This window comes from Candidatus Accumulibacter phosphatis, assembly GCF_012939955.1.
GTDB lineage: Bacteria > Pseudomonadota > Gammaproteobacteria > Burkholderiales > Rhodocyclaceae > Accumulibacter > Accumulibacter delftensis.
Genome location: NZ_SPMY01000008.1, coordinates 1 through 19,557, shown reverse-complemented (window position 1 = coordinate 19,557; position 19,557 = coordinate 1). Strand labels below are relative to the sequence as shown.

Here is a 19,557-nt window from a genome sequence, read left to right as displayed (position 1 = left end):
CCCTGTTGCTGAGACTGCCAAGGCTCTGCAGTGAGGATAGCGGCATGAGCGGGCGGCAGGACAGCACCGCGTCGACAGTTTCTGCTGCCGTCGCGCCCGCCTCTCTGGCGGCATGGCTGGCCCATCTCGAAAGCCTTCACCCCAAGGGAGTGGCGGGAATCGAGCTCGGGCTGGAACGTGTCTTGCTGGTCAAGGAGGCTCTCGGCCAGCAGTTGCACTGCCCGCTGATCACGGTTGCCGGGACCAACGGCAAGGGCTCGACCTGCGCCTACCTGGAAGCCATCTATACTTTTGCCGGCTATCGCGTTGGCTGCTATTCGTCACCGCATCTGCTCAGCTACAACGAGCGGGTGCGCATCGATGGGCGACCCGTAAGCGACGCGCTGTTGTGCGCGGCCTTCAGCAAAGTCGAGGCGGCGAGAAAGGCTTGCGCTGAGGTCGCGCTCACCTACTTCGAGTTCGGCACCCTGGCGGCACTGGAAGTGTTTGCTGCGCAGGAGGTCGAGGTGCTGATTCTTGAAGTCGGCCTCGGCGGGCGGCTGGATGCGGTCAATGTCTATCCTCCCGATTGCGCGGTGGTGACCAGTATTGCCCTTGATCACACCGAATGGCTGGGCTCGACGCGCGAAGCGATCGGCTTCGAAAAGGCCGGCATCTTTCGTGCCGGCAAGCCGGCGCTCTGCGCCGATCCCGATCCCCCCGCCTCGCTGATCGCACAAGCGCTCGCCGTCGGCGCCGATCTGCAGCTGCTGGGCCGCGACTTCGGTTATTTCGGGGACCAAACCCAGTGGACCTTCTGGGGGCGTGGCGGTTTGCGGCGAGGCGGCCTGGCCAATCCCGGTTTGCGTGGCCGTTGCCAGTTGCGCAACGCCTGCGCCGCGCTCGCCGCCGTCGAAAGCCTAAAGCTGCGGCTGCCGCTGTCAATGAGCGCAGTACGGCGCGGGCTCATCGAGCTGGATTTGCCCGGGCGCTTTCAGGTTCTTCCTGGCCGTCCGGCCATCGTCCTCGACGTTGCCCACAATCCGCAGGCCGTGGGCGAACTGGCCGACAACCTTGCCGGCATGGGCTTCTTCGCCAGGACTCTCGCCGTGGTCGGCATGCTTGCCGACAAGGACCTCGCCGGCTCGCTGGCCCCGCTGGCTGGCAAGGTCGATCATTGGCTGCTGGCCAATCTCGACGTGCCACGCGGTGCCTCGGCGGCCGCTCTGGCGGCGGTGGTGACGGCGTCTGGCCTCGGTGGTGAGATCGAATGTCTGCCCTCACCGGCGCAAGCCTTCGCGCGTTCTGCCAAGCTGGCCGGTGAAAATGATAGAATCGCCGTCTTTGGATCGTTCTACACAGTCGCGGCCGTCATGCGTAGCCTGCAGAACGGTCACTGATTGAAGCGACGGCAGTGGATTCCACGATGCAGATGACTGAATCAACCGACCCACAGTTACACCTCAAGAAGAAGGCACGTCGCCGCCTGGTTGGCGCGGTGGCGATTGCCGGACTGGCCGCGGTGGTCCTGCCGATGGTCATGGACGAAGAGCCGAAGCAAGTGGTGCAGGACATCCAGATCCGCATCCCGGGTCAGGACCAAAAGCTGTTCGATCCAGCCGAACTGGCCGCCCGCGCGTCGCCGTCGGCTGCCGTGGCCGCAGCTGGCGCAGAGCACGACGCCGCGCTGCCAGATGAGGCGGCAGCGGCAGAAGAGCCGATCGCGAAGGCGGTAGAAGAGAGCGCCAAAGCGAAAGCGGCCAAGCCTGTCGAGAAGTCGCCGCCGAAAAAAACCGAGATCCCGGTAGCGCCGCCTGCTCCTCCCATCGTCAAGAAGCCGCAACCCTTGCCGCCGCCGCCACCACCCGCACCGGTGGCGTCAGATGGGCAGTTCGTCATTATGGTCGGCGCATTCGCCGATCCTGAGAACGTCAAGAAGCTGGTTGCCAGCATCAATCGCATTGGCGTCGCCAACTATACTGAAATCCTCAATTCGCCGGCCGGGAAAAGAACGCGTGTGCGTGCCGGCCCCTTTCCGAACCGCGAGGCCGCTGAGAAAGCCCTCGAGAAGTTGAAAACGATCGGTGTTGGCGGAGTCGTCGCCGGCCGCTCATGACCGTTTTCGACTATGTCGTGCTGTTTGTCGTTGCTGTTTCCCTGGTAATCGGTATGTGGCGTGGCGTCGTTGGCGAGATCATCGCCCTGGTGGCGTGGGTGCTCGCCTTTTTTGCCGCGCGCTGGTGGGGCTCTCTGGTCGCCGCGGGCTTTACGTCGATTGCCGATCCGGCGCTGCGACTGGTCGCCGGCTGGGTGACCATCTTCGTCGCCGTGCTGGTGGTAATGGCACTGCTGCGCCTGGCCGTGCGTAGCCTGCTCAAGGCGCTGGGGATGACCTTGACCGATCGCCTGCTGGGAATCATTTTCGGTGCTGCCCGGGGTCTGGTGATCGTCCTGGTCCTGGTGGCCGTTGGCGGCATGACGTCGCTACCCAGCGAGAAGTGGTGGAGTGAGGCGTATTTTTCGGCGCCGCTCGAAACGGCAGTCCTGGCCAGCAAGCCATGGTTGCCATCAGAAGTGACTAAACGAATCAGGTTCGGCTAGGAAAAACACTATGTGCGGGATTCTCGGAGTTGTCGCCACCACACCGGTAAACCAGTTGCTTTATGATGGTTTGATGGTCCTGCAGCATCGCGGCCAGGACGCGGCCGGCATGGCGACAGTCGAGGATGATGCCTTCCACATGCACAAGGGCTCCGGGCTGGTGCGCGACGTCTTTCGCACGCGCAACATGCGCGCGCTACCGGGCAACATGGGAATCGCTCACTGCCGCTACCCGACCGCAGGTTCGGCGTTCGATTCCTCGCTGTCACAGCCTTTTTACGTTAACTCGCCATTCGGGATTGTTCTCGGGCACAACGGCAACCTGACCAACACCGAAGAACTCAAGAAGGAGATGTTCCGCCAGGACCTGCGGCACATCAATACCCATTCCGATTCGGAAGTGCTGCTCAACGCACTGGCGCACGAACTCCAGGCCACTGCCAAGGGCTATCGTCTGGATCTCGATACCATTTTTGGAGCGGTGTCGGCGGTTCATCGTCGCTGCCGAGGAGCCTATGCCGTGGTGGCGATGATCGCCGGTTATGGCATGCTCGCTTTCCGTGACCCCTTTGGCATTCGTCCACTGATCTTCGGCAGCAACGAGACGCCCGCGGGCACCGAGTATCTGTTTGCTTCCGAGTCGGTGGCGCTCGACACCCTGGGATTCAAAGTGCTACGCGACGTCGAGCCGGGCGAGGCCATTTTCATCGACCTCGAACACCGCATCCACCAGCGTCAATGCGCGCCCAATTCAGTGCTTGCGCCGTGTATTTTCGAGTTCGTCTATCTGGCACGCCCGGACTCGGTGATTGACGGCGTCTCGGTCTATGAAGCGCGGCTGCATATGGGCGAGCATCTGGCCGACAAGCTGGTGAAGCATATTCCGGTCGAAGAAATCGACGTGGTCATCCCGATTCCCGACTCCAGTCGCCCGTCGGCGATGCAGCTTGCGCAGCGCATCGACGTCCCCTATCGCGAGGGTTTCGTCAAGAACCGCTACATTGGTCGCACCTTTATCATGCCGGGTCAGGCAACACGCAAACGCTCGGTTCGCCAGAAACTCAATACCGTTGCCCAGGAGTTCAAGGGCAAGCGCGTGCTCCTGGTCGACGATTCGATCGTGCGCGGCACAACCAGCCGCGAGATCGTCGAAATGGCGCGCGCCGCGGGTGCACTGAAGGTCTACTTTGCCTCTGCTTCGCCGCCGGTGCGCTATCCGAACGTTTATGGAATCGACATGCCGACGCGCAGCGAGTTGATCGCCACCGGTCGCAGCGGCGAGGAAATCGCCCGTGAAATTGGTGCCGACGCGCTGGTGTACCAGGATCTCGACGCGCTGAAGGCGTCGATTCGAGAATTGAAGCCTTCGCTGTGCAACTTTGACACCTCGTGCTTTGATGGCGTCTATATTACCGGCGACGTCAGCCCGGCGTATCTGAATGCCATCGAACTGGCGCGCGAAGGTGACGGCGCGCCAGCGCGGGACGAGCGCTGGTCGTCGAATCAATTGCAGTTGAACCTGATGTCAGTAGATTGAAGATAAAGGCAATGCAAGCAATGGAAACAATCGACGCCCCTCGCAGCTATTCCCTGGAGACGCTGGCGGTGCGCGCCGGTCAGGAACGCAGCCAGTTCAACGAGCATAGCGAGGCGCTGTATCTGACCTCGAGTTTTGTCTTCGACAGCGCCGCTCAGGCAGCCGCTCGCTTTTCGGGTGAGGAAGAAGGGAACGTCTACTCGCGTTTTACGAATCCGACGGTGACGGCATTTCAGGACCGTCTCGCGGCGCTCGAAGGCGCCGAGGCTTGTGTGGCCACGGCATCGGGAATGTCGGCAATTCTCTCGCTGGTGATGGCGCTGTGCAGCAGCGGCGACCATATCGTCGCTTCGACGGGCTTGTTTGGCGCGACGCAACAGATGCTCGGCACTCTCATGCCACGCTTCGGGATTCAGACCAGCTTTGTCTCGCAGACCGATATCGCGGCCTGGGAAGCAGCGCTGCGGCCAGAAACCAGGCTCCTGTTTCTCGAAACGCCGTCGAATCCGCTGACCGCCATCGCCGATATCGCCGCGCTGGTCGCCATCGCGCACGCGCGCGGCATTCTGGTGGTCGTCGATAATTGCTTTTGCACACCGATTCTGCAGCGGCCGCTCGATCTCGGTGCCGATCTGGTGCTGCATTCGGCGACCAAATACCTCGACGGCCAGGGCCGGGTACTCGGTGGCGCCGTCGCCGGGCCGAAAAGACTGACCGACGAGGTGTTCAGGTTTCTGCGCACCGCTGGCCCGACGCTCTCCGCGTTCAACGCCTGGGTACTTCTGAAAGGCATGGAGACGCTACAGATTCGCATGCACGCACAGTCGGCGAAGGCGCTGCAACTCGCGCAGTGGCTAGAGCAGCACCCCCCGGGTGGCGCGTGTCTACTATCCTGGCCTGCCTTCGCATCCGCAGTTCGACCTGGCTTGTCGGCAGCAGAAAAGCGGTGGGGCGATCGTTTCCTTCACCGTCAAGGGGGCGCGTCAGGAAGCCTGGAAGGTGGTCGATAGCTGTCGTTTGCTGTCGATTACCGCCAATCTCGGCGATACCAAAACGACGCTCACTCATCCCGCCTCAACGACACACGGTCGTCTCACACCGGAGCAGCGTGCTGCGGCGGGCGTCAGCGAGGATCTGCTGCGCATTGCCGTCGGTCTCGAAGCCGTCGTCGACCTGCAGAACGACCTCGAAAGCGGTTTGGCGTCGATCTAGCGGCCGACGCTGCCAGGTTCCCGGCGCTTCGGTCGGGCGAGATCCTCACGCTCACCGGCGGCCTTCATCAGCGCCTCCTTGGCGTCTCTGGGCATCATCAGATAGGTCATCAGACTCGAGCCAATGCACACCAGCCAGAAGAGCAGAAAACCCGTCGAGTAGGTCGCGGTTAACGACCATTCGACACGCTGTCCGAAAAGGTATAACTGCTCTGGATCGATCATCGTAAAGAAGATCGTTTCGGCGATTCCGGCGGCGATAAACGCCGGCCAGAACACCCAAATCACGTATTTCATGGTCTCTCCCTGTTCCTGCTGTGCTTGATCGTGCTTGTTTCGACGCGGTTCAGACGGTATGTCAGCGGATCGAATAGACGTGCACTAGACCGCGAATGTCGCACAGACGGCGCTCCGGTTCAAGGAGTAAACCGCGCCGAGAAATGCCTGGCTACGGTAGAAGCAGGCGGTTGCGCTGGCGCTGGTCGTGCGCCAGCGTAGCGGTGAAGGGCCGGCTCAGTCTGCTGCGCTCGTCGCCGGGCTCTACGCCGGAGGACTGTCCTGTTTGCTGGCCAGCATCGCTTTCGTCCTTTGCGCCAAGTAGTCGCTAAACGCCAGGTCATGCTTGAGGATATGTTCGACCAACGACGCGCGGAGGAAGCGATGCGTGTCCATGTCGATCCGCAACGAGCCGGCGGCCAGTTCTTCGGAGAGACGAAAAAGCGCCATATAGAGTGCCTCGTGCAGCGCGCAATGTTCGGCATGAAGCGGATACTCGCTTTCCAGCATGGTCTCCTCCTCGTGGCGAAAATGTTCTTCCGAGTATTGAACCAGACGGTTGAAGACCTGTTCCATCGCCCTGCGATCGGCGCCGCCACGGTACTCGTTATGGAACTCGTTGATGAGATCGAAAAGAAAGCGATGCTCCTGGTCGATGTGCTCAACCCCGACGCGATACTGGTCTCGCCAGCTCAGAAAAGCCATTGTTTCTCCCGCTCAAGTGATCCCGGGCTCGGCCGGGGGCAGTGCGTGAAGGTGCTGCACGACTGCTTAGAGTACGTGATCCTGCGTCAGGAATCGAGGGTCTCCTGCTGGGACACACTGGCGACTAGTTCCCGGTCGCCAGCTGATTGTCCCCTATCCACCCCCCAAAAAAAAAAAAAGCGGGCGCCACGTGGGCGCCCGAAGGGGAGAGTTCATTAAGGCCGAAGGGTTCAGTAGTGGTAGGCCGACTCGCCGTGTGCGGTGATGTCAAGGCCTTCGCGTTCCTCGTCTTCCGGTACGCGCAAACCGATCACCAGGTCGACCACTTTGAAGGCCACGACCGACACGATGCCCGACCAGACGATTACCGTGCCCACGCCCCACAACTGGCTGATCACCTGCGCGGTCATGTCGTACTCGCCGACGGCGTTGGCGACATAGTCATAGACGCCGGTGCCGCCAAGCGAGGGCGAGGCGAAGACGCCGGTCAGGATGGCACCGAGGATGCCGCCGACACCATGGACGCCGAAAACGTCGAGGGAATCATCGGCGCCGAGAATATGCTTCAAACCATTGACGCCCCACAGGCAGACCACGCCGGCCAGCAGGCCAATGGCGATGGCGCCCATTACTCCGACGAAACCTGCTGCCGGGGTGATGGCCACCAGCCCGGCAACTGCTCCGGAAGCGGCGCCAAGCATCGAAGGTTTTCCTTTGATCATCCATTCGGCGAGCATCCAGGAGAGTGTTGCACAAGCCGTTGCCAACCAGGTATTGACCATCGCCAGAGCCGAGCCACCGCTGGCCTCCAGTGCCGAGCCGGCGTTGAATCCGAACCAGCCAAACCACAGCAGCGAGGCACCGATCATGGTGAAGGTCAGGCTGTGCGGCGCCATCGATTCGCGGCCGTAACCAATCCGCTTGCCGATCATGAAGGCGCCGACCAGTCCGGCGATAGCGGCGTTGATGTGCACCACGGTGCCGCCGGCAAAGTCGAGAGCGCCTTTCTGGAACAGGAAGCCGGCGGTCTTGCCGGCGGCTTCGCCGGCAGCGGCGTCGATATAGGCATCCGGACCCGCCCAGTACCACACCATGTGCGCCATGGGGGGCGTAGGAGAGCGTGAACCAGATGATCATGAACACCAGGATTGCGGCAAACTTTGCGCGTTCGGCGAAAGCGCCGACGATCAGGCAGCAGGTGATCGCTGCGAAAGCGCCCTGGAAGATGACAAAGGTCAGCTCGGAGATGAACACGCCCTTGGAGAAGGTGGCGCCAAGCGAGTCGGCGGTAATTCCTTTCAGGAAGGCCTTATCGAGCACCCCGAAGAAACTGCCGCCTTCAGTGAACGCCAGCGAGTAGCCATAGACCACCCACAGCACGCTGATCAGCGAGAAGGTCACAAAGACCTGCATCAGTACCGAGAGCATGTTCTTGGTGCGCACCAGCCCCCCATAGAAGAGGGCCAGCCCGGGCAGCGACATCAGGATGACCAGCGCGGCGCAGACCATGATCCAGCCGTTGTCTGCCTTGCTGAGCTGCGGCGCTGCTTCGACTGCAGCGACGGCGCTGGCGGTGGCTGCGACTTCTGCAGCCGCTGCCGGAGCCTGCGCCAAGGTCATCGCGTGGCTCACCGCGCTGACCCCGGCCGGCGTCTCGTCAGCCCATGCCGGGGCGCCGATAGCGACGGCTCCGACCAGGGCGAGAATGGTAAAAAGGTGCTTCATGGCAGGCTCCTCAGAGGGCTTCCTCACCGGTTTCACCGGTGCGGATGCGAATGACTTCTTCAACGGTGGTGACGAAGATCTTGCCGTCGCCGATCTTGCCGGTGCTCGCCGACTTTTCGATGGCCTCGATCACCTGCTCGAGGATGTCGTCGCGGATCGCCGCTTCGATTTTTACTTTCGGGAGAAAATCGACGACGTACTCGGCACCGCGGTACAACTCGGTGTGCCCTTTCTGACGTCCGAAGCCTTTGACTTCGGTGACCGTGATCCCTTGCACGCCGATCGCCGACAGCGCTTCTCGTACTTCGTCAAGCTTGAACGGCTTGATGATGGCAGTAACCAGTTTCATGTTGCACTCCATGTCAGGTGAGGGCGAAGCCTCTCCGATTGAACCAAAAAATTGTCCAGACGCTACGCTTCAAAGGCTGTGCGGCGTCTTCCGTTGAGGAAGGGCCTGTGGTCTGCGTGGCGGCCACAGTGCGGCGGTGAACGGCGCGGCAAGAGCACTATTTTTCATGCGTGAGCCCTCCAACAAAGCGAACGACGAAAGAAAAGAATTGCTACCCAGCTATTAGCAGGTTTCGTGCCAGGTTTGTTTTGCTTGAGTAATCAGTGCTCTGCGCAATCTGTGCGGCGCAGACGGCTGCTTGTTGCACTGCCATAGAGCAGCGCCTATAGGCGCATGCACTAGTCTGGTGCGCGCCTGCTTGCGCGCCGTGCCTGTGCTAAACTCGACGCACTCAGAAACCAGAACCCGTCGGTGATTCACATGCTCGACCCCAGAATTCTCGAAGAACTTGGCGCTCGACTGGGTGGCCTCATCGCTGCCAGCCCTGCTGCGGATATCGACAAGAACGCACGTGCGCTGCTCGCCAGTTTCTTCAGCAAACTCGATCTGGTCAGCCGCGAGGAGTTCGATATCCAGACCCAGGTTCTACAACGCACCCGGGAAAAATTGAAGGCCCTCGAACTGCGCCTGGAGCAGCTGGAAAGCCCACCCGACCCGTCGGCCTGAGCAGGGGGCTTCGGCGCCGAGGCCAGAACGCTTTTCCCGCTTGCTGGCCGCCCCCTTCCAGCCCCTGGCCTGTGCATTGACCATCAACCCCGATGTCGCTTGCCATTGTTCATAGCCGCGGACTGGACGGACTTTCTGCCCCGGAGGTCGCCGTCGAGGTGCATCTCGCGGGTGGTCTGCCGAGCGTCACGCTGGTTGGCTTGCCGGATACCGAGGTCAAGGAAGCGCGCGATCGGGTCAGGGCTGCGCTGCAGAACTCGGGCTTTGCTTTTCCCAGCAAACGGATCACGGTCAACCTCGCGCCGGCCGATCTGCCCAAGGAGTCGGGCCGTTTCGACTTGCCGATTGCGCTCGGTATCCTGGCGGCTTCAGGCCAGATTCCCGACGCCGCGCTGGCCGACCATGAATTCGCGGGCGAACTGTCGCTCTCGGGCGAACTGCGGCCGATCCGTGGCGCTTTGGCGATGGTCCTCGCCGCCGGTGGTCAGGGGCGAAGCTTTGTCCTGCCAACGAGCAGTGCGCGTGAGGCTGCGCTGGCCGGCCAGGTGCGGGTGCTCGCCGCCAATACCTTGCTTGAGGTTTGTGCCCACCTGACGGGGCAGGGGGTCCTGGCCGAATGTCTGCCGGCAGACGAAAGCATCGCTGTCGGCAGCGACTATCCCGATCTGGCTGACGTGCGCGGGCAGGCACAGGCTAAACGCGCGCTCGAAATTGCTGCCGCTGGTGCGCATTCGATTTTGCTTGCCGGCCCGCCGGGTACTGGCAAATCGATGCTCGCCAGCCGTTTGCCGGGCTTGCTGCCACCAATGACCCTGGCCGCCGCGCTCGAGTCAGCGGCAGTGCTGTCCTTGGCCGGGCAGTTTCGCCCCGAGTTTTTCCGCCGCTACCCCTACCGGGCGCCGCACCACACGGCGTCGTCGGCAGCGCTGGTCGGTGGCGGCAGCGTGCCTCGTCCCGGTGAAATCTCGCTGGCGCATCACGGGGTCCTGTTCCTCGACGAGATTCCCGAGTTCGATCGGCGAGTGCTCGAGGCGCTGCGCGAGCCCCTCGACAGCGGTCGCATCCATATTTCGCGCGCCGCCCGCCAGGCCGAGTTTCCGGCCCAGTTTCAGTTGGTCGCGGCGATGAATCCCTGCCCCTGCGGCTATCATGGCGACTCAACTGGCCGCTGCCGCTGCACCGCCGAGCAAGTGCGGCGTTATCGGAGTCGGCTCTCTGGTCCGCTGCTCGACCGCATCGATCTGCAGATCGAAGTTCCCGCCTTGCCGGCCGAAGCGCTGCAAAAACCGGCGGATGGCGAAGCGTCGGCGGTCGTTCGTGGCCGCGTCGCGCTGGCGCGGGAGGTGCAGATAAAGCGCCAGGGGAAAGCCAACGCACATTTGACGACCCGGGAAATCGACCAGTTTTGCCCGCTCGAAGCGGCCGCTGCCGGCCTGCTGGAACACGCCATCAGGCACTTTGACCTTTCTGCTCGCGCTTACCATCGTGTACTAAAGCTGGCCCGCACAATTGCCGATATAACAGCTGTTGGTACGATCGAGGCGCAGCATGTTGCTGAGGCCGTGCAGTACCGCCGGATAGCGAAAGATTGACGTGCTTGATTCTGAAACTTTGCCCGCTCAACGCGGCATCGGATCGGTCCTGGCCGCTCTGGCCACGCTTGGTCCCTTCTCGATCGACACCTACCTGCCGTCGTTCGGGGACATTTCCCGGTCGCTGCTGGCGACGCCGCAGGAAGTCCAGCAGACCCTGGTGGCTTTCTTGCTGCCCTTTGCACTAATGACCCTGTGGCATGGCCCGATCTCTGATGCGCACGGCCGTCGCCGGGTAATTCTTGTGGCTGTGGCACTTTTTGCGCTGGCCTCGCTGGGCTGCATTTTCGCCACACGCATTGAACAGCTGTGGCTGCTGCGCGTCGTGCAGGGGATGACCGCTGGTGTCGGCATGGTCGTCAGTCGGGCGATCGTGGGGGATCTCTACCACGGCGCGCGCGCGCAGCGACTGATTGCGCAGATCATGATCATGTTTGCGGCGGCGTCGGTGATCGCACCGGTGCTCGGCGGTTGGCTACAAACCTGGTTTGGCTGGCGTGCGGTGTTTGCGCTGCTGGTCTTGCTTAGCGTTGCCCTATGGCTGGCCTGCTGGAAGTTCCTCCCGGAAACGCTGCCCGTGCACCGGCGCCAGTCGCTGCACGTCGACTATCTGGCAAAGGCCTACTGTGGCGTGCTCGGCTCACCATCCTTTCTGCTGATCTGCGGCGCGCTGGCCTTCAACTTCGCCGCTTTCTTCATCTACGTGTTGTCGGCACCGGTTTTCCTGGTCCGCCACCTGGGGGTTTCGGAGACCGGTTTCCTGTGGCTTTTCGGGCCGGCGATGGGCGGTCTGGTGCTTGGCGCGTGCTTGTCCCGCGCGCTCGCCAAGCGCTGTTCTCGCGCCCGGACGATTATCGCCGGCTACCTGATAATGGGGGTTGCGGCGACCCTTAACCTGGGCTTGAATCTGGGCAGCGTAGTGGCGCTGCCGTGGAGTGTCTTGCCGCTGTTCGTTTTCACCCTTGGCATGTCATTGCAAATCCCCAGCCTGACCCTGCTCGCCTTGGACATGTTTCCGGACCAGCGCGGCCTTGCCGCCTCCTGCCAGGCATTCGTGCAGGCCGCGGTCAATGTGCTCGCTGCCGCGCTGATTGTGCCTGTGCTGTGCGAATCGACGCTGAGCCTGGCGCTCGGCATGGCGGGCCTGAGCTTGCTCGGCGCTGCGGCCACTGCCACCCATTATTGGCCAAGCATCGGCGAGGTCTTAGGCGATTTCTATAAAACAACCTACCATCTTGCTTGTCTTTTCGCCCGTCTTCGGTGTTGCGACAACAGTTACATAGTTCGACTATGCGCCGGTTGTCGCGCCTTGAAGACGACCGAAAATCCGGCGCAATTTGGTACGTTCTTTTCCGGCAATCGCCTTATTTGCTCTGTTGGCAAGCGGTTTCCTTGGCAAACGGGATCAGGCAGAGTGAAATGACCAGGCAGCCGGCCATCAGGCTGAATCCGGCCTGATAAGCGGTGGCGTCGTAAAGGCGGACGCCAGCTGCCGTGGCACCCAGCCAGTTGTCGTCGAGTACCCAGCCGACGGCCGGTTGCAGCAACATGCCGCCGAGTAGCGGTCCCATGTTGCAGATTCCCGAAGCGGTGCCCATCAGGCGGGCCGGCACCGATTCCTTGGCGAAAGCGAAGCCGATGATCAGGTTGCCAGAGACCAGGCCGGTGAACAGCAAGGTGACGATCAGCAACCAGATTGGTAGCGGCGCGAAAATGACCACCAGCCAGCCGGCGAGCGCCGCGGCGGTGGTCCAGACATAGAGCGGTCGCCGGCGGCCCATGCGTTGGGAGAGGGTACCGAGGACGGGTCCGCCGACCGCCCAGGCGATCAACAGGAGCGAGGTGATCGCTGCGGCGCTGTGGGTGTCGAGGCCGTGTACCTGGCGCAGATAGGGCACACCCCACAGGCCGGCAAAGGTAAGTACCGATCCGGCAATGCCGATCGGGGTGATCAGCAGAATCCAGGTGTTGCGGTAGGAGAGGACTTCGGCCATGCCGCGCAGGATCGAGCCGCGGTGCCCGCTGCCGTGCGCGGAATGCGCATGGCTGTCAAAAGCGCAGTCGACGGGGTCGTCGCGCACGCGCAGCCAGATGGCGACTGCCAGCAGCGCGGTCAGCGCTGCCGTGACACCCATCACCGAGCGCCAGCCCCAGGCTTCGATCAGCATGCGCAGAGGGACGCCGGCGATCACCCCGCCGACGACGCCAAAAACCAGAGCCAGTCCGGAGGCAAGGGCAAATTGCTGCGGTGCAAACCAATGGCTGGCGAGCTTGAGCATCGAGACGAAGGCGACGGCGACCGAGGCGCCGATCAGCAGACGTCCACTATTCGCCCACCACAGATCAGGGGCGCTGGCGAACAGCGCGCTGCCGATGGCCGCGACCAGCGCGCCCGCGGCCAGCAGACGGCGCGGTCCCCAACGATCAGCGATGATCCCGGTCGGGATCTGCATCACCACATAGGAGTAGAAATAGAAGGCCGAGAGATTGCCGAGTTCGGTGGCCCCGATCGAGAAGTCGATCATCAGCTGGTCGGTCATTACCGCCGGCGCGACGCGCTGGTAGAAACCGATCAGATAGAGCAGAGCGCCCAGCCCCCAGACACTCCAGGCGAGGGAGGCGGGTGGGTAGCCACGCGGGGCGGTGTTCAAGGTCGCTCCTGGCGACGGCTCACGGCGCGGGCGCCGGCGCAGGCCGAGCGAGGCTGCCGCCGCCCGCTTCCGAGCCGGGCCCAGGGCCAGCCAGGCGGGGGCGGCTGCGGTGCAGTGGCTTGCTTACTCGCGGCTTCGCTCGGGCTCAACAGTCTTCCATGCACGGGTGTCGTCTATACTCGTGGCTTCGTGGCACCGATTCTAGCCGCAGTGAGTGGAGCGCGGTAAAACATGTCGATCAGACGCTTGCTAGGTGTTTTTCTTTCCGGACTGGTCGCTCTTGCGTTTTCGGCATGCGACGCCGACAAGCTGAGCAAGCTCAAGCCCGGCATCACCAGCGCCGATGAAGTGCGCCAACTGATGGGCGAGCCAAGCCTGGAGTGGGTGGAAACCGACGGTGCGCGGGTCTGGGAGTATCCGCGTACGCCCCAGGGCATCGTCAACTACATGCTGGTCATCGGTCCGGACAAGGTCTTGCGCGAAGTGCGGCAGGTGCTGACCGAGGAGAACTTCGCCAAGGTCCGGCCGGGCATGAGCAGCGACGAGGTGCGTTACCTGCTCGGCCGACCGGCGCACGAGCTCTATTTTTCACTCAAACAAGAAAAAGTATGGGACTGGAAAACCAAGGTCGAAGGGGGAATGACCTGGTATTTCAACGTCCATTTCAACAATGATGGAGTGGTTACCAGGACCAGTACCAACTTCACGCCCGGCCCTTGACGCCGCGCTTGTGTCCACGCCCGTCGCTGAAGCGGATGGCCAGGGTATCCCGGGGTATACTTCGCGGATTCGCTGAACAAGAAAAATAAGGGGAAGTTTCGTGGACGCGCTGCACATTACTCTCGATCAGTCCGAAATTCCGACGCACTGGTATAACGTGGTCGCCGACCTGCCGACACCGCCGCTGCCGCCGCTTGCCGCGGACGGCCAGCCGGTTTCACCGGAGCAGATGGGGGCGATCTTTCCGGCGGCGATCATCGAGCAGGAAATGTCGAGCGAGCGCTGGATTCCGATTCCCGAGCCGGTCCGCGAAATTTACCGCCTGTGGCGTCCGTCGCCCTTGATTCGCGCTCGTCGACTCGAAGAAGTACTCGGCACACCGGCCCGGATTTACTACAAGTACGAGGGGGTTTCCCCGGCCGGTTCGCACAAGCCCAATACCGCCGTACCGCAGGCCTTCTACAACCAGCAGGCAGGCATCAAACGGATCACCACCGAGACCGGTGCCGGCCAATGGGGTTGCTCGATGGCCTTCGCCGGCCAGATGTTTGGCCTTGACGTGCGGGTCTACATGGTCAAGATCAGCTACCAGCAAAAACCCTTCCGGCGTTCGATGATGCAGACCTGGGGCGCCGAGGTGTTTGCCAGCCCTTCGCCGATGACGCAGAGCGGGCGCGATCTGCTGGCCAGAGATCCCGACAGCCAGGGTTCGCTCGGAATTGCCATTTCCGAGGCCGTCGAAGAGGCGGCTGGGCGCGCGGATACCAGTTATGCGCTCGGCTCGGTCCTCAATCACGTGGCGCTTCATCAGACGATCATCGGTCAGGAAGCCAAGAAGCAGTTCGCTAAGGTCGGTGATTGGCCGGACGTCATTTTTGCGCCTTGTGGGGGCGGATCATCGTTTGCCGGCGTCGCCTTTCCGTTCATCGCCGACAACGCCGCCGGTGGCCGAAACGGTCGCCCGACACGGCTGGTGGCCGTCGAGCCGACTTCCTGCCCGAGCTTGACGCGCGGTGCCTACGCCTACGACTTTGGCGATGCCTCCGGCTTCACGCCGTTGATGAAAATGTACACCCTCGGGCATGACTTCATGCCCCCAGGAATCCATGCCGGCGGATTGCGTTACCATGGTGATTCGCCGCTGGTTTCGCAGCTCTATCACGAAGGCTTGATCGAGGCAGTTGCGGTCTCGCAGCTCGCCACCTTTGAAGCCGGCGTGATGTTTGCTCGCGCCGAGGGGATCATTCCCGCCCCGGAGTCGAATCACGCGCTGCGAGCGGCGATCGACGAGGCTTTGCGCTGTAAACTGACCGGCGAAGCGACAACGATCTTTGTCAATCTCACCGGCCACGGGCACTTCGACATGGCTGCTTACGACCGCTATTTCGCCGCTGAGCTCGATGATTTCGATTACCCCGCTGAAGCCATCCGGGCTTCACTCGAACACTTGCCCAAGGTCGGATAAGCGCCTCGATGCGAATCACCGTTTTCCTGCTGCTGCTCGTCAACCTGCTGTTGTTCGTATGGACGCAGGGTTACCTGGGTGCGTCGGTCAACCCTGATGCGAGGCGCCTTGCACAGCAACTGCTGCCAGAGCGTGTGCGTATCGTTTCGCGTGGCGAGCCACCGCCGACCGCGAAGAAGAAAACGGAAGCTGAGAAAGTGGTCGAAAGAGTAGTCGAAAAAAGTGGTCGACAGCGAGAGCGACAAGAAGCCGCCCGTCGAGAGCTGCCAGCTATGGAGCAAGCTGGCCGCTAGCGATGCCGATCAGGTCGAGCACCTGCTGTCGGAACGATTTTCAGCGTTCAAGGGGAAACGTCGTAGCGTTGGCGAGATCACTGGCTATTGGGTCTTCATCCCACCGCTTGTCAACAGGGAGGAAGCGGTTAGGAAAGTGGCCGAGTTGCAAGAGCTCGGCGTAAAGGATTATTTCATTGTGCCGAGCAGTGGCTCCCGCCCGCTGGCTATTTCCCTGGGAACCTATCGCGGCGAGGAGGCCGCCAGGGTGCGGCTCGAAGCGCTACGCGCCAAGGGGGTACGCTCGGCTAAAATTGGCGAGCGCAGGAGCGAGCCGACATTCAGTACGCTCGAAATCCTTGGCCCGGAGGCGGATATGGGCGCGCTGCGTGAGGCGATTGTGGCGCTGCTGCCGAAGGCCGTGGCGGCCCCTTGTTCGGCGTCGGTTGAGGTGATGCCATGAGCTTTGTGGTAGGTCTGACCGGCGGCATCGGCAGTGGCAAGAGTACGGTCGCTGAGCTTTTCGCCGCGCGTGGCGCGGTACTCGTCGATACTGACGCCATTGCCCATGAACTGAGCGGCCCGCAGGGTGCGGCCATGGCCGCCATTCGCGCCGCTTTCGGCGACACCGTTTTGCGTCCCGACGGCGGTCTCGATCGGGCCGCGATGCGTCGCCTGGCCTTCGCTGATCCACTGGCCAGGACGAAGCTCGAAGAGATCCTGCATCCGCTGATTCGGCTACGCAGCGACGCCTGTTGCACCGCTGCCGAGCACGCACCGTACGTCCTGTTGGTCGTGCCCTTGCTGGTGGAAACCGCGAGCTATCGTCAGCGCGCCGATCGAGTGCTGGTCATCGATTGCGACGAGGCTCTGCAGATTGCCCGGGTGACGGCGCGAAGCGGCCTTAGCGCCGCGGCAGTGCAGGCGATCATGGCGACGCAGGCGACCCGTGCGCAGCGGCGAGAGGTGGCCGACGATGTGCTGCTCAACGAGGGGGGACTGGACGCCTTGCTGCCAGAGATTGACGGCCTGCACCGGCGCTATCTGGCGCTGGCTAGTGCCAAACTTCATGCTGGACGTTGAGGTTTTGTTGCAAATGCTTCAGAATTATTGAAAATTCCCGTTTCTGACGCTGGCGGAAGTGTGATTACCTACGAATATCCTTTCAATGAACGCATACGCACCCTGTTGCGTCTGGAGGACTTATTCCAGAAGGTCGGCCGCTTCATGCAGCGTGACGGGGCGCACGAGCACCACGTCGCGCTGCTGACCCTGTTCGAGATTCTCGATGTCTCCGGGCGGGCCGATCTGAAAATGGACTTGATTCAGGAACTGGAACGACAGCGCCAGAGCCTGCTCGCTTATCGCAACAACCCCGAGATCTCTGAAGAAGCGCTTAACCTTGCCCTTCAGGAGATCGAGCAGGCGTCGGCAGCCCTGCTCGCCATGACCGGCAAGATCGGCCAGCATTTGCGCGACAACGACTGGCTGATGAGCATCAAGAGTCGCGCCAGTATTCCCGGGGGCGTCTGCCAGTTCGACCTGCCGTCATACCACTACTGGCGGCATCAGGCGCCAGGCGCACGGCGTGAAGCACTGCTGGGCTGGCTGCAACCGATGTTGCCCTTGCGTGATGCCCTGGCCATCGTCCTGCGCTTATTGCGTGCGAGCGGTCATGCCGAACATCACGTGGCGGCCAATGGTGCGTTCCAGATGATGCTTGGCGGCAGCAGTTCGCAGATGGTACGCATTTCTCTGAAACTCGATGATCCTTATATCCCCGAGATCAGCGCCAACAAGTATGCCCTGAATATCCGCTTCACTCATCCAGACAGCGATCATCGACCGCGTCAGTCGGATAGTGAAGTCGAATTCGACATGCTCTTCTGTAATCTCTAGGCGGCGACTAGCGAGTATGTTCTGCCGGGCCGCCCCCGGATCGCTTGCTTTCCCCTTGCTTCCGGACGCTTGTCCGCCCGCCCGAAAGCCGACCGATGTTCCGCACTCTCAATCAACCCGCCTTGTGGGCAATCACGCTGTCGGCTGCCGGTATCCTGATGGTGAGCATGGGCGCCCGGCAATCGCTCGGGCTTTTTCTCTCGCCGCTGAATTCCACGACCGGACTTGGCGTCGTATCGATCAGCCTGGCGATGGCCGTCGGGCAATTCACCTGGGGCGCCATTCAGCCAATCGCCGGCGCGGTTGCTGACCGCTACGGGCCGGGGCGGGTGCTGCTTGGCGGGCTGCTGCTGCTTGCGTCCGGCAGTGCGATGACGCCGTTCATGAGCAGCACCACCGGTTTGATCGTTTCGCTCGGCCTGTTCTCGGCGATTGGCTCCGGTGCCGGCAGCTTCTCGGTGCTCATCGCTGCCTCGAGTCAGCGCCTGCCGCCCGCAGCGCGTGCGGCTGCTTCCGGGGTGATCAATGCTGGCGGATCGTTCGGGCAGTTTGTCTTCGCGCCCATCCTGCAGGCCCTGATCCAGACGCTTGGCTGGATGGGGGCGATGTGGTCGCTGGCGCTGATGACTCTGGCGGCAACGCCGCTGGTGCGCGTGCTGTCGCGGCCAATTGAAGAGCGGCCAGCGCCCGCTGCCGGTGAAGCGGGCCTGTGGCAGAGCGTGCGTGCTGCCGTCGGCGATGGCAGCTACCAGCTGCTCAATCTCGGGTTTTTCAGCTGCGGCTTCCACATTGCTTTTCTGGTGACCCATTTGCCAGGCGAGGTCGCCCTATGCGGCTTGCCGTCGGCAGTCGCCAGTTGGTCGCTGGCGATCATCGGACTGACGAATATCTTCGGCAGCCTCTACGCGGGTGCCTGGGTTGGTCGCTATCGGAGCAAATACGTTCTGTTCTGGATGTACGCCTCGCGCGCGGCGCTGATCGCCGTCTACCTGGCGGCACCGAAGACTGATCTGACTTTCTACCTCTTCGCCGCGGGGCTGGGTTTCACCTGGCTGGCGACGGTGCCACCAACGGCGGCGATCGTCGGCAAGCTCTTTGGCGTGCGCTATCTGGGGACGCTGTTCGGCATGACTCTGCTCTCGCACCAGATCGGCGGCTTCTTTGGCGCCTATCTTGGCGGCCTGGCACTGACGCAGTTCGGCGACTACGAATGGATGTGGTACGCCGACATTGCGTTGGCGGCTGTGGCGGCGCTGCTGAACCTGCCGATCCGGGAAGCGGCGCTACCCAGACCGGCCGTTTGATCAGGAAAACCGGCTTGCCGCTCGGCGACGGGCATTCAGTACTTCAGCGCTGCAGCGCGTCGCAGCGTTGTCGGTAGGCCGCTTGGCGCGAGCGCGCCGGCCAGTGCTGCAAGCGCGTATGCTCGGTCCCCGGAAGCGGCTCGACAGCTTGGCCGATGCCGCATCAGTGCTGCCGGTGGCTGAGTCTTTCTAGCAGCCTGTCGGACTTGACTCCGGTCAAGTCCGCGAATTTCACTATGCGGAATAAAAAAAGTCGGATTTCCTTGATTTGCCGGCTTTTCCGAGGGTTTCCCCCTCATTTTTCCTACTGTGGACGCAATACGGCCAAGCGCTTCAAATTCCATGCCATGCAAACCAGCGTCCACTCACCGGTGACCTTCTTCAAACCGCGCAGTGAGAAGCGGCGAAATCCCATCACCGACTTGATGATCCCGAACACCGGTTCGATGGTCTGCTTGCGTAGCGCGTAACGCGCTCGCCCTTCCTTGGTCTTCAGCCGATGGGACATGGTCTGCACGGGTGTGGCACCCTCAGGCAACGACGCCGGCTCACTGTGGCGCTCCCGCCAGCCCGGGTGGTGCTCGTCGCGAGCGACAGCGATCAGG

General features: G+C 62.2%; 18 protein-coding genes and 2 pseudogenes. 14 read left to right on the top strand and 6 right to left on the bottom strand.

The genetic code is table 11. From position 1 onward, the window contains the following. Positions 1–44 precede the first annotated feature (44 nt). The 5 genes and pseudogenes from folC to E4Q23_RS03010 all read left to right on the top strand — a co-directional run bounded on the left by folC (position 45) and on the right by E4Q23_RS03010 (position 5,329). Positions 45–1,379 (top strand): bifunctional tetrahydrofolate synthase/dihydrofolate synthase, encoded by a 1,335-nt coding sequence (gene folC / locus E4Q23_RS23240; protein ID WP_211203621.1) that lies wholly within the window; start codon positions 45–47, stop codon positions 1,377–1,379. Positions 1,380–1,405: 26 nt separating this feature from the next. Next, positions 1,406–2,095 (top strand): SPOR domain-containing protein, encoded by a 690-nt coding sequence (locus E4Q23_RS03025; protein ID WP_169065264.1) that lies wholly within the window; start codon positions 1,406–1,408, stop codon positions 2,093–2,095. After that, positions 2,092–2,580 (top strand): CvpA family protein, encoded by a 489-nt coding sequence (locus E4Q23_RS03020; protein ID WP_169065263.1) that lies wholly within the window; start codon positions 2,092–2,094, stop codon positions 2,578–2,580. The genes E4Q23_RS03025 and E4Q23_RS03020 overlap by 4 nt, the downstream gene beginning before the upstream one ends. Positions 2,581–2,590: 10 nt before the next feature. After that, complete coding sequence (purF, locus tag E4Q23_RS03015) at positions 2,591–4,117, top strand: amidophosphoribosyltransferase (protein WP_169065262.1); 1,527 nt, start codon at positions 2,591–2,593, stop codon at positions 4,115–4,117. Positions 4,118–4,137: 20 nt separating this feature from the next. Continuing rightward, a pseudogene (locus E4Q23_RS03010) lies at positions 4,138–5,329 on the top strand (O-succinylhomoserine sulfhydrylase). Here E4Q23_RS03010 and E4Q23_RS23510 read toward each other — a convergent pair. The 4 genes and pseudogenes from E4Q23_RS23510 to glnK form a co-directional block, all read right to left on the bottom strand. Beyond that, positions 5,326–5,625, bottom strand: a complete 300-nt coding sequence (locus E4Q23_RS23510; protein WP_248595206.1) for a hypothetical protein — start codon at positions 5,623–5,625, stop codon at positions 5,326–5,328. The pseudogene E4Q23_RS03010 and the gene E4Q23_RS23510 sit on opposite strands and share 4 nt — an antisense overlap. A gap of 243 nt (positions 5,626–5,868) precedes the next feature. Continuing rightward, positions 5,869–6,309, bottom strand: coding sequence for a bacteriohemerythrin (locus E4Q23_RS03000; RefSeq protein ID WP_169065261.1), 441 nt, complete (start codon positions 6,307–6,309; stop codon positions 5,869–5,871). Positions 6,310–6,539: 230 nt separating this feature from the next. Beyond that, positions 6,540–8,034 (bottom strand): annotated as a pseudogene (locus tag E4Q23_RS02995) (ammonium transporter). Positions 8,035–8,044: 10 nt separating this feature from the next. Beyond that, positions 8,045–8,383, bottom strand: a complete 339-nt coding sequence (gene glnK / locus E4Q23_RS02990; RefSeq protein WP_169065260.1) for a P-II family nitrogen regulator — start codon at positions 8,381–8,383, stop codon at positions 8,045–8,047. Between the two features lie 420 nt (positions 8,384–8,803). Between glnK and E4Q23_RS02985 the strand changes: the two genes are divergently transcribed. The 3 genes from E4Q23_RS02985 (at position 8,804) to E4Q23_RS02975 (ending at position 12,064) form a co-directional block, all read left to right on the top strand. Continuing rightward, a complete protein-coding gene (locus tag E4Q23_RS02985; protein ID WP_169065259.1) occupies positions 8,804–9,049 on the top strand; it encodes an accessory factor UbiK family protein in 246 nt (81 codons plus the stop codon). A 92-nt stretch (positions 9,050–9,141) separates the two neighbouring features. Then, positions 9,142–10,641, top strand: coding sequence for a YifB family Mg chelatase-like AAA ATPase (locus E4Q23_RS02980; RefSeq protein ID WP_169065258.1), 1,500 nt, complete (start codon positions 9,142–9,144; stop codon positions 10,639–10,641). Between the two features lies 1 nt (position 10,642). After that, entirely contained in the window at positions 10,643–12,064 is a 1,422-nt protein-coding gene (locus E4Q23_RS02975; RefSeq protein WP_169065257.1) for a Bcr/CflA family efflux MFS transporter, read from the top strand. Here E4Q23_RS02975 and E4Q23_RS02970 read toward each other — a convergent pair. Continuing rightward, positions 12,006–13,292, bottom strand: coding sequence for an MFS transporter (locus tag E4Q23_RS02970; RefSeq protein ID WP_169065256.1), 1,287 nt, complete (start codon positions 13,290–13,292; stop codon positions 12,006–12,008). The two genes, E4Q23_RS02975 and E4Q23_RS02970, sit on opposite strands and share 59 nt — an antisense overlap. Positions 13,293–13,523: 231 nt before the next feature. Between E4Q23_RS02970 and bamE the strand changes: the two genes are divergently transcribed. The 6 genes from bamE to E4Q23_RS02940 all read left to right on the top strand — a co-directional run bounded on the left by bamE (position 13,524) and on the right by E4Q23_RS02940 (position 18,952). Then, entirely contained in the window at positions 13,524–14,012 is a 489-nt protein-coding gene (gene bamE / locus E4Q23_RS02965) for an outer membrane protein assembly factor BamE domain-containing protein (protein ID WP_169065255.1), read from the top strand. 100 nt (positions 14,013–14,112) lie between these two features. Beyond that, positions 14,113–15,477, top strand: a complete 1,365-nt coding sequence (locus E4Q23_RS02960; protein ID WP_169065254.1) for a TrpB-like pyridoxal phosphate-dependent enzyme — start codon at positions 14,113–14,115, stop codon at positions 15,475–15,477. Between the two features lie 222 nt (positions 15,478–15,699). Continuing rightward, entirely contained in the window at positions 15,700–16,212 is a 513-nt protein-coding gene (locus E4Q23_RS02955; RefSeq protein WP_169065253.1) for an SPOR domain-containing protein, read from the top strand. Further along, a complete protein-coding gene (coaE, locus tag E4Q23_RS02950; protein ID WP_169065252.1) occupies positions 16,209–16,832 on the top strand; it encodes a dephospho-CoA kinase in 624 nt (207 codons plus the stop codon). The genes E4Q23_RS02955 and coaE overlap by 4 nt, the downstream gene beginning before the upstream one ends. Before the next feature lie 60 nt (positions 16,833–16,892). Next, complete coding sequence (zapD, locus tag E4Q23_RS02945) at positions 16,893–17,648, top strand: cell division protein ZapD (RefSeq protein WP_169065251.1); 756 nt, start codon at positions 16,893–16,895, stop codon at positions 17,646–17,648. A gap of 95 nt (positions 17,649–17,743) precedes the next feature. Then, the gene (locus E4Q23_RS02940) at positions 17,744–18,952 is read left to right on the top strand and encodes an MFS transporter (protein WP_169065250.1); all 1,209 of its coding nucleotides are present in this window, start codon (positions 17,744–17,746) and stop codon (positions 18,950–18,952) included. Between the two features lie 304 nt (positions 18,953–19,256). Here the strand turns inward: E4Q23_RS02940 and E4Q23_RS02935 are convergent. Beyond that, the coding region (locus E4Q23_RS02935) for a transposase (RefSeq protein WP_169065249.1) at positions 19,257–19,557 on the bottom strand (301 nt) is incomplete at its 5' end.